This window comes from Youngimonas ophiurae (nom. illeg.) (assembly GCF_049803795.1).
GTDB lineage: Bacteria > Pseudomonadota > Alphaproteobacteria > Rhodobacterales > Rhodobacteraceae > Thalassobius.
The window spans coordinates 12,767-25,002 of sequence record NZ_JBNAGJ010000013.1; the positions used below are offsets into that span (position 1 = coordinate 12,767).

General features: G+C 64.0%; 10 protein-coding genes. 5 read left to right on the top strand and 5 right to left on the bottom strand.

Features of this window, described 5'->3' with window-relative positions; translation table 11 throughout:
• Window positions 1–205: 205 nt before the first annotated feature.
• From ACP15O_RS18015 to ACP15O_RS18030, 4 genes are read right to left on the bottom strand one after another with little or no spacing between them, the layout of a single operon-like run.
• A complete protein-coding gene (locus ACP15O_RS18015) occupies window positions 206–1,441 on the bottom strand; it encodes a sigma-54-dependent transcriptional regulator (protein WP_425097405.1) in 1,236 nt (411 codons plus the stop codon).
• The gene (locus ACP15O_RS18020; RefSeq protein ID WP_425097406.1) at window positions 1,438–3,234 is read right to left on the bottom strand and encodes a sensor histidine kinase; all 1,797 of its coding nucleotides are present in this window, start codon (window positions 3,232–3,234) and stop codon (window positions 1,438–1,440) included. The genes ACP15O_RS18015 and ACP15O_RS18020 overlap by 4 nt, the downstream gene beginning before the upstream one ends.
• A 42-nt stretch (window positions 3,235–3,276) precedes the next feature.
• Entirely contained in the window at window positions 3,277–4,389 is a 1,113-nt protein-coding gene (aroB, locus tag ACP15O_RS18025) for a 3-dehydroquinate synthase (RefSeq protein WP_425097453.1), read from the bottom strand.
• The gene (locus ACP15O_RS18030; RefSeq protein ID WP_425097407.1) at window positions 4,386–4,934 is read right to left on the bottom strand and encodes a shikimate kinase; all 549 of its coding nucleotides are present in this window, start codon (window positions 4,932–4,934) and stop codon (window positions 4,386–4,388) included. Before ACP15O_RS18030 ends, aroB begins: the two co-directional genes overlap by 4 nt.
• A 125-nt stretch (window positions 4,935–5,059) precedes the next feature.
• On the opposite strand from ACP15O_RS18030, the gene ACP15O_RS18035 reads away from it, so the two are divergent.
• The 5 genes from ACP15O_RS18035 to ACP15O_RS18055 all read left to right on the top strand — a co-directional run bounded on the left by ACP15O_RS18035 (window position 5,060) and on the right by ACP15O_RS18055 (window position 9,628).
• Window positions 5,060–5,209 (top strand): hypothetical protein, encoded by a 150-nt coding sequence (locus ACP15O_RS18035; protein WP_425097408.1) that lies wholly within the window; start codon window positions 5,060–5,062, stop codon window positions 5,207–5,209.
• Complete coding sequence (locus tag ACP15O_RS18040) at window positions 5,199–6,713, top strand: hypothetical protein (protein ID WP_425097409.1); 1,515 nt, start codon at window positions 5,199–5,201, stop codon at window positions 6,711–6,713. The genes ACP15O_RS18035 and ACP15O_RS18040 overlap by 11 nt, the downstream gene beginning before the upstream one ends.
• Before the next feature lie 2 nt (window positions 6,714–6,715).
• On the top strand, window positions 6,716–7,654 hold the full coding sequence (locus ACP15O_RS18045) for a site-specific tyrosine recombinase XerD (protein ID WP_425097410.1): 939 nt from the start codon (window positions 6,716–6,718) through the stop codon (window positions 7,652–7,654).
• A 73-nt stretch (window positions 7,655–7,727) separates the two neighbouring features.
• The gene (locus tag ACP15O_RS18050) at window positions 7,728–9,038 is read left to right on the top strand and encodes an HlyC/CorC family transporter (RefSeq protein ID WP_425097411.1); all 1,311 of its coding nucleotides are present in this window, start codon (window positions 7,728–7,730) and stop codon (window positions 9,036–9,038) included.
• 8 nt (window positions 9,039–9,046) lie between these two features.
• Window positions 9,047–9,628: a nucleotidyltransferase family protein gene (locus ACP15O_RS18055; RefSeq protein ID WP_425097412.1), complete on the top strand. Its 582-nt coding sequence runs from the start codon at window positions 9,047–9,049 to the stop codon at window positions 9,626–9,628.
• On the opposite strand, the gene ACP15O_RS18060 is transcribed toward ACP15O_RS18055, so the two are convergent.
• The gene (locus tag ACP15O_RS18060; protein WP_425097413.1) at window positions 9,625–12,150 is read right to left on the bottom strand and encodes a Hint domain-containing protein; all 2,526 of its coding nucleotides are present in this window, start codon (window positions 12,148–12,150) and stop codon (window positions 9,625–9,627) included. The genes ACP15O_RS18055 and ACP15O_RS18060 overlap by 4 nt on opposite strands.
• Window positions 12,151–12,236 lie beyond the last annotated feature (86 nt).

The window sequence follows — 12,236 nt, forward strand, 5'->3', positions numbered from 1 at the left end:
CTCAGGTTTCTATGCCGCCCGCAAAGCTGACAAGGGAAAGTCGGAAAATTCAGAAAACCTTGAATTTTTCATGCAATTTCAGAGAGGTAGAGTTGCAAAACCCGCATATCCGCCATGCCTGCGCCGCCCGGTGTGCGATTTTCCGCACAGGCATTTTCAGGGACTGTGCGGAAATTCGCACAAGCTGCAATGCAGCGACTCGGGGTTAACGATAGGCTTCAGGTTTGATGCCGTGGCGGGTCAGCTTGTCATAGAAAGTCTTGCGCGGAACTTCGAGCGAGCGCGCCGCCTCGGTGGCGTTGCCCTCTGCCCGGCGCAGCGCGGCAATCAGCAACGAGCGTTCGACCCGCGCCATCTGCCCGGACAGCGACAGCTCTTCTGTGGGGGGCTCGTCGGTTTCGGCCACGCCCTGCCCCAGCACGAACCGCATGGCCCAGCTCATCAGCGAGCGCGCATTGCCCGGCCATTCGCGCCCCATCAGCGCCGACAGCACACCCGAGGTGATCTCAGGCGCGGTCAGGCCCGCCTGCTCGCTGGCCTGTTCGACATATTGGCGGAACATGACCGGGATGTCGTCGCGCCGTTCGGACAGGGCCGGAATGCGCACCTGCATCACATCCAGCCGGTAAAACAGCTCAGGGTTCAGCCGGCCCGCATCCACGGCCTCTTGCAGATCCACCGTGGTGCCCGCGATCAGACGCACGGGATTTTCCCGCTCCAGCCGTTCGAGCAGCGCAAATTGCGTGTCCGCGGGCAGGTTACCGATGTCGTCCAGAAACAGGCTGCCGCCCTGGGCCATATCCAGCGCCATATCCAGCGCCTCAAGCGTCAGCCCGGTGGCCGTGCGTTTGACAAACGGCCCCTTGGCCAGCGGAGACATCAGATGAATGACCTCGGCCACCTTGGAAATCCCGGTTCCGGGGGCGCCGGTCACCAGGGCCTCGGTGCGCGCCATGCCGGCGATCCGCACCCGCGCGCGCAGCCCCTCGGCCAGATCGGACGAGCCAAAAATCAGCCGCGCCGCCGGATCGCCGGTTTCCAACTGCACTTTCATCCGGCGGTTTTCCAGCACCATCGCCCGCAGGCCGAGCGCGCGTTTCAGCACGTTCAGCAGTTCCTCGGGGGCGCAGGGTTTTTCCAGAAAACTGTTCGCCCCCGCGCGCAGGGCCCGCACCGCCATCGGGATGTCGCCCTCGCCCGTCAGCAAGATCACCGGCAATTCGGCATCCACGGATTTGGCGTGCTCCAGCAGGTGAAACCCATCGCGCCCCGGCATCCGGATATCGGACAGAACGACGCCCTCGAACGTCTCCGAGATATGATCCTTGGCCTCGATAAAGCTGCTGACGGCGATCGGGGCCAGATCGGATAATTCCAAGGTCTGCCCCAGCGCGTCACGCACCGCTGCATCGTCATCGACCACCAGAACTTTGCGGATCATGCTGCCTTGGCCCCCTGGGGTTCGTGTGGTTCCTGTGCTGCGGTCAGCTCCACGGTGAAAATCGCGCCGCCCTCGGGGCGGTTGCGGCCACGGATCATGCCGCCGAAACTTTGAACCAGACCATAAGAGATGGACAGCCCCAGGCCCATCCCCTCGGCCGCGCCCACTTCTTTGGTGGAATAGAACGGATCGAAGATACGCTCGGGTTCCTGAATGCCGGGGCCGGTGTCGGCCACATCCATACAGATCTGCCCGCCCTCGCGCCGCAGAGCGATCGTGATCCGCCGGTCGGCCTGTCCGGCCCCCACCATCGCATCCGCCGCATTGCCGATCAGATTGACCAGCACCTGGCCCAGCCGGACTTCGCCGCCCATCACGATCATCGGGGCGCTGGGGGCCGTCCACTCCAGGGCGATCTGATCGCGGCGCAGGCGGGGCTGCGACAGCTCCAGCGCGCTGTCCACAACCGAGACCAGATCCACCTGCGCGACCGGCTCGCTTTCCTGGCGGGCAAAGGCGCGCAGGTTCTTGATGATCCGCGCCATGCGTTTGGCCAGCCCGGCGATCCGAGACAGGTTTTCGGCGGCGGTCTCAGGGGCGCCGCGCTCCAGAAAGGCCGTGCCGTTTTCGGCATATTGCTGGATTGCCATCAGCGGCTGGTTCAGCTCGTGGCTGATCCCGGCAGACATCTGCCCCAGCGCTGACAGTTTCCCGGCCTGCACCAGATCGTCCTGCGCCTTTTTCAGGGCAAGCTCGGCGGCGGTGCGCTCGGCGACTTCGTGGCGCAGGGCCTCGTTGGTGCGGGTCAGCGCGGCGGTGCGTTCGCTGACGCGGCTTTCCAGGCGGGCATTGGCCAGCGCCAGCGTGCGCCGGCGTTCAAGCGTCAGAAACAGAACCGAGCCAAACGCCAGAAACACCGCAGCCACCACAGCCGCCTGCAACCACGCAATATTGCGCGCCGGATCAACGTCTATCAGCGCCTCGGCCCGCAGCCCGATCACCGGCAAATCGCGCTGCACATAGAGCGCCCGGCTGGGCACATAAGGAGACCAGTTTTCCAGCCAGATCTCATGCCCGCCCACAGTCCGACGGCTGAACGCCGGCACGGGCCCGGTGGGCGGAGCCAGCCCGCCCTGATCGGTCTTGCGCCAATGCAGCAGCTCAGAGCGGTTGGTGATGAACACCTCGCCCGCGGCATCGGTGAAAAAGACCGCCGGCCGCGCACCGCGCCATTCGGCCTCGACCTTGCCGACATTGGCCACCACGATCAGAGCGCCGCCCACCCGGCCATCGTGCCGGAACACGGGCGCCGCAAAATAATAGGCCCGCAGCCCGGTGGCCGGGTTGATCCCGTGCCCCTCGCCCAGGGCTCCGTGCATTGCGCGCTGAAAATAGCGCTGGCCCGACAGTTCGCGCGGCTCGGTTCCGTTGGCCGTGGCCAGCACCCGCCCGTCCCGGTCGGCCAGCAGCACGTCCAGCGCGCCGGTCTTATCCGAGGCCTGCAACAGCAACGTATCCGATGGCCCCGATTGAATGCCCGACAGATAGCCCGTGACCGCCGGATGCTTGGCCATCAGGACCGCCAGTTGCTGATACAGCTGCAACTGCCCGGTCAGCCGGTCCGCCGTCAGCGTCAGATCCGAGGCTCCGCGTTGCGCCAGCTGGTCCAGCGCCTGCAAATAGCCGTAACGCCACACGCCTCCGGCCACGCCCAGAACGGCGCCCAGAAACAGCAGCACGATTGCCAGTCGCCTGCGCAGATCGCGTGAAATCTCGCCTGTGATGCCTGTCATGGCGGGCAATTTAGCGCGCGCCCCCCGCAAAAGACCAGAGCCTTAGCGCGTCTCCAGCGCCTCGGCCAGCACATTGCGCACGATGGACAGGTCCACATCCTGCGTCACAAAGGCCTGCCCAATGCCACGCGCCATGATGAAACGGATCTTCCCATCCACGACTTTTTTATCCTGCCCCATCAGCGCGATCAAATCGTCAGCCGAGGGCAAATCCCCTGGAATATCAGATAGATCGACCTTCATCTTCATGTCAGACAGATGGGCGCGCAGGCGGCTTGGGTCTTCTTGCGGGCACAGGCCCATACGCGCCGACACCTCGAAGGCCAGCGCGCACCCGATGGCCACGCCCTCGCCATGTAGCAGCCGGTCCGAATAGCCCGTCGCGGCCTCAAGCGCATGACAGAACGTGTGGCCCAGGTTCAGCAAAGCGCGGTCGCCCTGTTCGGTCTCGTCGCGTTCGACGATCTCGGCCTTCATCTCAACCGAGCGTTTCACCGCCGTGATCCGCGCCTCCATGTCACCTGATGCGGCACGTGAGGCATTACCCTCAAGCCATTGGAAAAATTCATAATCTCCCAGAAGCCCGTATTTGACGACCTCGCCGTATCCCGCCAGAAAATCGCGTTCTGTCAAAGTGCCCAGAACCTCGGTATCGGCCAGAACCATCGAGGGCTGATGAAACGCGCCGATCAGGTTTTTCCCCTGCGGCGCGTTGATCCCGGTTTTCCCCCCGACCGAACTGTCAACCTGCGCCAGAAGGCTGGTCGGCAACTGCACAAAGCGCACGCCCCGGCGCAGAACCGCCGCAGCAAAGCCCACCAGATCGCCAATTACCCCGCCACCGAAGGCCAGAACCACGTCGTTGCGCTCGATTTTCTGTTCCAGAAGCCATTCAACGGTGCGGGTAAAATGCGGCCAGCTTTTGGTGGATTCACCTGCGGGCAACACCAATGAAACGCTTTCAATACCAGAGACTTGAAGTCCATTCTTCAAGTTATCCAGATGCAGACGCGCAACATTTTCATCCGTGACAATCGCCACGCGCGGCCGTTTCAGCAAGGGCTTGATCAGCGCGCCGGACTGCGCCAGAAGACCCGGCCCGATATGGATGTCATATGCGCGCCCTTCCAGGCCAACATGCACGGTTTCCATTATGAAATTTCCTCTAATACATCCGGGCGCGTCAGCAGCGCGTCAATCACCAGGCTGGCGGTTTCCTCGATCGAGAATTTGGGCTGTACCGATATGGCCAGATCCGCATTCGCATAGACCGGCGTGCGCGCCTGGTAAATCCCGCGCAGCGTTTCATAGGGGTTTTCAGTGCGCAGCAGCGGGCGCGTATCCTTATGCCGGACACGATTCCACAGCAGATCCAGATCGGCATTCAGCCAGACCGAGACCCCCTGCCGTGAAATCATGTCCTGATTGCGCGGTGCCATGAACGCGCCTCCGCCGGTGGACAGAATGCAGCGTTCGTTTTCCAGCAGGCGCTGGATCACTTGGCTTTCCTTTTCACGAAAGAACGGCTCTCCATCGCGGGCGAAAATCTCGGCGACGGTCATGTTGGCCGCGCTTTCGATCTCGGCATCCGAATCGAGAAAAGGCACCTGTAGCCGCGCCGCCAGAGCCTTGCCCACAGCGGTTTTACCCGCGCCCATCATGCCCACCAGGGCGACTGTTTTCTTCAGTTTCCAACTCATGGCTGCGCCTTTTCGGCTATCTTGCGCCGTTTTTCAATCTTCACGGATGAATGACGTGATCTTGGGCAAAAGGCCAGTTATAAGTTCAGGAAAATGCACACACACAAAATCAAACGGGCAGATCAATGGGGCGTCTCATCAAATGGTTGTTCATTCTGGCTATCCTTGGGGTTATCGGGCTGACGGGCTATGCTTATGTGGGGCCGTTTCTGGGTGCGGATTTTTCGCCCGATCAGGTTGAGGTGCGTGAAAAGGTGACATTGGATGCAAGCTAGGTGGCTGGCGGTTTTTCTCTGCCCCACGATGGCGCTGGCCCAGCCGCCCCTGTCGGCGATTGACTGGCTGAACGATCCGGTTCCGGTGATCCAGCCCATTGCGCGGGACGAGCCCCCCGTGACCGGCGGCGTCAGCACGCCGGATGTCAAGGTCACCCCCCTGGGAGAGCCGGCCCGCGATTCTGTCGGGCTGCTGCCGGTGTCTGTGACCGGGCTGCCCACCAGCCTGTGGCAGTTCAGCCAGACCGAGCGGATCGCCGCCCTGATGAAGGCGCAGAAACTGGCCGATCTGCCCGCGATGCAATCTTTGTTCTACACGCTGCTGCTGGCCGAGGCCGAGCCCCCCGCCCAATCGGGCACCGATGGCACATTTCTGTCGCTGCGGCTGGACATGCTGATGGGGCTGGGTGCGGTCGAGCCCGCGCAGGCTCTGCTGCAACGGGCCGGGCCCGTCACCCGGCCTTTGTTTGCGCGCTGGTTCGATGCCACGCTGCTGACCGGGGACGAGGACACCGCCTGCGCCAAGCTGGTGGATGCGCCGGGGCTTGCGCCTTCCTGGGCGGCGCGGATTTTCTGCACCGCGCGGATGGGCGACTGGCGCGCGGCGGCGCTGACGCTGAACACCGCGCAGGCGCTGGGGGTTCTGTCCACCCAGGAAGAGGCCCTACTGCATCATTTTCTGGACCCCGAGGCCTTTGAGGACGAGCCCCTGCCGCTGCCTCCCGTGCGCCCCTCTCCGCTGGTATTCCGCCTGTGGGAGGCCCTGGGCGAGCCGCTGCCCACCGCGCCTCTGCCGCGCGCCTTTGCGGTCGCCGATCTGCGCAACACCGCGGGCTGGAAGGCCCGGATCGAGGCCGCCGAGCGCCTGGCGCAGACGGCCGCCCTGCCCGTCAATCGCCTGCTGGGCATCTATTCCGAACGTCTGCCGGCGGCCTCGGGCGGGATCTGGGACCGGGTCGAGGCCGTCCAGCGCTTTGACACCGCGCTGCAATCCACCGATCCGGGGTCTGTTGCGCGGGCGCTGACCCCTGCCTGGCGCGCGATGCAGGCGGCCCGGCTTGAGGTGCCCTTTGCCCGCGCCTATGCCGAACAGCTGGCCCACCTGCCCCTGACCGGCGAGGCCGCGCGCCTGGCCTATGACATCGCCATGCTGTCCCCCGATTACGAAAAAATCGCCCGCAGCAAGGGCGCACAGACCCCCGAGAGGGCCTTCGTCACCACTTTGGCGCTGGGAGCACCGCGCCCCGCCGAAGCCCGAACCCCGCTGGAGCGCGCGATTGTCAGCGGGTTTCAATCGCCCAACCTGCCGATGGATCTGACCGCCGCCCTGCAACAGGCCCGCGTGGGCGAGGCAATCTTGCAGGCCATGCAGCTTTATGCCAGCGCGATGCGCGGCGAAACCAAAGATCTGGTCACCGCGCTGGCCGCGTTGCGCAAACTGGGGCTGGAGGATACCGCCCGCCAGGCCGCGCTCCAGGCGCTCTTGCTGCAAAGGCGGCCCTGATCATGAACGCGCATCGCTGGATCTCGACCTTTCTGGAAGCCCAGGCCGCCGAGCTGGGCGCGGCAACGAACACGCTGCTGGCCTATGGGCGGGATCTGAAGGATTTCGCCGACTGGTGTGACCGGCAGGGCCATGATCTGGCGGATCTGACCCGCGCGGATGTGGAATCCTATCTGGTGTTCTGCGATGCGCAGGGGCTGGCGCAATCCACCCGCGCCCGCCGCCTGTCCGCGATCAAACAGCTGTTCCGCTTTGCCTTCGAGGAAGGCTGGCGCACCGACAATCCCGCCATTCAGATCAAAGGGCCGGGGCGCAGCAAAAAACTGCCCAAAGTCCTAAGCATCGAGGATGTCGAACGCCTGCTGCAAGCGGCGCGCAGCACCGGCCGGTCCCCATCGGACCGGCAGCGCAACACCTGCCTGATGGAGCTGCTCTATGCCACCGGGATGCGGGTGAGCGAGCTGGTCTCGCTGCCGCTGGCAGCCACGCATGGCGATCCGCGGATGCTGCTGATCCTGGGCAAGGGCGGCAAGGAACGCATGGTGCCGCTGTCCCCGCCGGCCCGCGCGGCGCTGGCCGACTGGCGCGAGGCGCTGGCGCAGGAAACCGCAGAACAGAAGGCGCAGGGCAAGCCGCCCTCGAAATACCTGTTCCCCGGACGCGGCAAGGCAGGCCACCTGACCCGGCATCGCTTCTTTGCGCTGATCAAGGAAATCTCTGTGGCCGCTGGTGTGCCCCCCGCGCATGTGACGCCCCACACCCTGCGCCACGCCTTTGCCACGCATTTGCTGGCCAACGGGGCCGATCTGCGCGCGATTCAGACCCTGCTGGGTCATGCGGATGTCTCGACCACGGAAATCTACACCCATGTTCTGGATGAGCGCCTGAAAGAACTGGTTCTGACGCACCACCCGCTGGCAAAGGGCGACAATCGCGGCTGATCTCTTGATCACGCCCGATTTGATCCCCATAACCCTAGCAAGTTTCTGGCCGATGGATTGATAAGGGATCACCATGGACACCACTCCCGTTTTGGGCCCCGCTCTGGACAGCGCATTCTGGATCACCGCCGCGTCGATCCTGTTTCTTTTGGTGCTTTCGGGCTTTTTCTCGGGGTCGGAAACCGCGCTGACGGCGGCCTCGCGCGGGAAGCTGCGGGCGCAGGCCGATAAGGGCTCGCGCGGGGCGCAGCGGGCGCTGAACATCACCGAAGATAACGAACGGCTGATCGGCTCGGTTCTGCTGGGCAACAATCTGGTGAATATTCTGGCCACCTCTCTGGCGACGGCGCTTTTCACCCGCGTGTTCGGTGAAAGCGGCGTGGCGCTGGCGACGCTGGTCATGACGCTGCTGGTGCTGATCTTTGCCGAAGTCCTGCCCAAAACCTATGCCATCACCAATGCCGAGCGCGCCGCCGCCGGGGTCTCGCGTCCTATTCAGATCGTGGTGACGGTTTTTGCCCCGCTGGTGACTGCCGTGCGCTGGCTGGTGCGTCTGGTGCTGCGGGTTTTCGGCGTGCAGACCGACCCGGACAGCCAGATCCTGGCCGTCCGCGAGGAAATCGCCGGCGCGCTGCATCTGGGCCATTCCGAAGGGATCGTCGAAAAGGAAGATCGCGATCGCATCCTGGGCGCGCTGGATCTGGGGGACCGCGCGGTCGAGGAAATCATGCTCCACCGCAGCGGCATCGAGATGATCAACGCCGATGACGCCCCCGAGGCCATCCTGTCGCAATGTCTGGAAAGCAGCCACACCCGCCTGCCGGTATTTCAGGGCGATCCGGACAATATCGTGGGCGTCGTCCATGCCAAGGATCTGCTGCGCTCGATGCACAAACTGGCCTTCGGGCCCGAGGCCAAGGGCCTGAAAGGGTTCAATATTCTGGACGTGGCCATGCCGCCCTACTTTGTGCCCGACACCACCACGCTGGACGATCAGATGCGTCAGTTCCTGCGTCGGCACACGCATTTCGCGCTGGTGGTGGATGAATATGGCTCGCTTGAGGGGCTGATCACGCTGGAGGACATCCTGGAAGAGATCGTCGGCGAAATCACCGACGAATTCGATGCCGCCGCCGATCACCCCATCCAGAAAACCAAGGACGGGCAGTCGCTGATCGACGGGGCCATGACGATCCGCGATCTGAACCGCGCCACCGATTGGGCCTTGCCCGATGATGAGGCCAACACCGTCGCCGGCCTGGTGATCCACGAGGCGCAGATGATCCCCGAGGTCGGGCAGGTGTTCAGCTTCCATGGGTTCCGTTTCGAGGTGCGCGGCCGCGATGGCAACCGCGTCACCCGCCTGAAAATCCGCAAACTCTGAGGCCGGGGATGGAGCGCACCACGCTTATCCTGGCCGCCGGAAGTTCATCCAGAATGGGAACTTCGGGCGATAAGCTTCTGGAAAAAATCAACAATACCCCCCTGCTGGCAATCATAACCCAACGCGCCATGGCCGCTTCCGATCGGGTGTATGTTTGCCTGCCCGGCCCCAGTCATCCCCGCGCGCAGCTGGTGCAGCCAGAGCAGGCGATCTGGGTGTCAGAGGCACACGAAGGCATGGGCGCCACGATCCGCACCGGGATCGGCGCGCTGCCCGCCGCCAGCGATGTGATGATCCTGCCCGCCGATATGCCCGAGCTGACCGAACAGGATCTGGCCTCGGTCTGGGGCGCGCATGAGGAAGGGGCCATCACCCGCGGGGCCTCGGCTGCGGGGCGCGCGGGCCATCCGGTTATCTTCCCGCAGGATTTGCTGCGCGAATTGCTGGAACTGCGCGGGGATGAGGGCGCGCGGCAGGTGATCGTCCGCCACCGCCACCGGCTGCACCTGGTCCCCCTGCCGGCCGAACACGCGCTGACCGATCTGGACACGCCCCAGGCCTGGGCCGCCTGGCGCGCGCAGCAGGGTTAACCCAGCAACACCCGCGCCTCGCGCGAGGACAGGGTGACGCGCGCCGCCGGATATGCCTCAAGCGGGTTTTCATCGGCCAGTTCGGGGAACAGGGTGAACAGTTCGGCCCGTTGCGCCGGGTCCATCCCCGCCAGCGTTCTGTCACCGGGCTGGAAGCTTTCGCTCCAGGCGCCATCGCCCATCACCACCTGGTGACGCTCCATCATGAAATGCACATAGGTGACGCCCGGCGCGCGCACCTGTTTGACCCCCGGCAGGCACGTCAGCGCAATGGCGGGCACGAACAGCTCGGGCTCGCCGAACCACAGTGCCGCCTGACGCGAGCTAACCAGCATCCGGTGCTGAGGCGAGACCATCAGATCCCGTTCAGGCTGTTGCCCGCCCAGAGCCCCCTTGCGGATCAGAACGGGCCGCAAATCCGGAGCCCGCGACAATCCCCGCCGGGACAGCGCGCGCGCGCCAATCCAGGTGATCGGCTGCATCCCATTGTCACGCGTCAGGATCAGATCCCCCGGCTGCAACAGCCCCGCCGGCTTTTCGCCGCGCGCGGTCTTGATCAGCGCGGTGGGGGTAAAGCAGGGCACATAGTTCACATTTTCAATGTTTTCAAAGCTCAGCGTGGTGCCGTCGCGCCATTCGACCGTGCCATTCTCTGCATTCAGCGGATCATAGGTGATCGTCGCCGGCCCGATGATATTAAGCGTATCGCCCAGGGTTTCGCCGTCCTCGCCCCCGTCAATCGTGTTGGAGGTGCCGCCCTGCGCGCCCATGGTAAAGGTGTCATCCCCGCCGCCGCCACGCATCGTGTCATTGCCCGCGCCGCCGTCGATCGTGTCATCGCCCGCGCCCGCCTCGATCAGGTCATCATCGCCGTCCGCGCCATCCACCACATCGCCGTCGGGATCGCCGGCATAGCTGTCGTCGATCAGGTCGCCGCCGCTGGTGCCCTCAACCACCCCATCGGAATTGACCGGGGCCAGCGGAATGCCAATCGCGTGCAGAGCCGCAGGACTGCCCAAAGCCGAGGGCGCAATGCCGATCAGCGTCAGCCCCTCGCCGCCTGGAAACGACAGCACCGCATTGCCCGCACCGTCATCCGATACGGTGACATCGGCGGTATCAATCAGATCGCCATCGTCATTGATCATATCGGTCAGGTCCAGCACGTCATGGCCGGTGAAGGTTCCGTCACCATTATCCGTAGGGGCCGTGAACCCCTGCAACACATCAACCCCCGAGGTCTGCCCCAGCACGATCGTATGATCGCCCGAGCCCAGGATCAGATGCTCGACCCCTTCGAAATGCGCAGTGGACACCCCATCCGACAGCGTGCCCACCCCGGCCGAGGCCGCGCGCAGATCCACCGTCAGATCCGAGGTCACGGCGCTGGCGTCCAGCACATCGCCGGTGGTTTCGTCGATGTCCTCCATCTCGATAGTGTCATTGCCGAAATTATCCTCAAGCGAGATCGTATCGTCCTGAAACCCCGACCAGATGTAATCATCCCCAGTGCCGCCCGACATTGAATCATTGCCGACGCTGCCGCGCAGCCAGTCATTGCCCGCGCCGCCAATCAGCGTGTCATCGCCCACATCCCCCAGGATGGAATCGTCGCCCGCGCCGCCCTCGAAATAATCGCTGCCATAGTTGCCTTCGAACGTGTCATTGCCCGCGCCGCCATAGCCGACATCATCGCCGTCATTGCCATACATGCGGTCGTTACCCGCATTGCCATAGAGCGTGTCGTTCCCCTCGCCGCCCTCCAGCTGGTCATGGCCCGCGCCGCCTTCGACCAGATCATCGCCCAGCCCGGCCAGCACCGTGTCATTGCCGCCCCCGGCCTGAACGTGATCGTCATCCGACAGGTCCGGCGCATCGCCCGCGTCAATCAGATCGCCCTGCGGATCGTCTGTATAAAACGTGTCGATCCAGTCATCGCCGCCGGTGCCGGACACGATATGATCCGGCATCGGCCCATACACATGGTCCGGCAGATTGATGTTGAACCAGGTGTTGCCCTCTTCCGTCGTACCGCCCTGGATCATGCCATCCCCGTCCAGGTCCACATCCGTGTCCCTGTCCAGCGTCAGGCTGCCATAAGCGTCATTCGCGTCTGCCCCCGGTGCGACGAACATGTCCCCCAGCACCGGCGCCCCCGCATCCCCCGAGACCAGAACGCTGGCGTCGAACCGCAGGTAGGTGTCGCCCATCCCTTCAAGATCGGCCTGCGTCGGCGCATATTCCCCCGGCGTGGTCGGGCTGTAATCATACAGAACCGTGCCCGCCTGATACTCGGCCAGATTGGCGTAAACCTTGATCCCGGTGATCTGAGCGCCGGGCATAATCTCACCGTCGGCCGAGACTTCGCTGACGAAAAATTCGACGATCTTGCCGTCATCGAACAGCTGACTGCCGCCGGTCAGCGTGATCTGGCCTGCCCCGTCATTGCCCCCCCCAGGCTGCAAGACCAAAGCGGGGTCGCTGACCACGTCGATACCATATGAAACGAATGAAACACTCACCTTGCCGACTCCAATGTTTGGCAAGGCCCCTGTGTCTGGGCTGCGCTGCCCAGCACACGCGCGGACGGAATGTGTGTGCTCCGCAT

What these genes read in the sequence shown, in the direction of transcription:
- ACP15O_RS18015 (WP_425097405.1), bottom strand. Translation starts at nt 1,441, where the DNA reads ATGATCCGCAAAGTTCTGGTGGTCGATGACGATGCAGCGGTGCGTGAC.
- ACP15O_RS18020 (WP_425097406.1), bottom strand. Translation starts at nt 3,234, where the DNA reads ATGACAGGCATCACAGGCGAGATTTCACGCGATCTGCGCAGGCGACTG.
- ACP15O_RS18030 (WP_425097407.1), bottom strand. Translation starts at nt 4,934, where the DNA reads ATGAGTTGGAAACTGAAGAAAACAGTCGCCCTGGTGGGCATGATGGGC.
- ACP15O_RS18035 (WP_425097408.1), top strand. Translation starts at nt 5,060, where the DNA reads ATGGGGCGTCTCATCAAATGGTTGTTCATTCTGGCTATCCTTGGGGTT.
- ACP15O_RS18040 (WP_425097409.1), top strand. Translation starts at nt 5,199, where the DNA reads ATGCAAGCTAGGTGGCTGGCGGTTTTTCTCTGCCCCACGATGGCGCTG.
- ACP15O_RS18045 (WP_425097410.1), top strand. Translation starts at nt 6,716, where the DNA reads ATGAACGCGCATCGCTGGATCTCGACCTTTCTGGAAGCCCAGGCCGCC.
- ACP15O_RS18050 (WP_425097411.1), top strand. Translation starts at nt 7,728, where the DNA reads ATGGACACCACTCCCGTTTTGGGCCCCGCTCTGGACAGCGCATTCTGG.
- ACP15O_RS18055 (WP_425097412.1), top strand. Translation starts at nt 9,047, where the DNA reads ATGGAGCGCACCACGCTTATCCTGGCCGCCGGAAGTTCATCCAGAATG.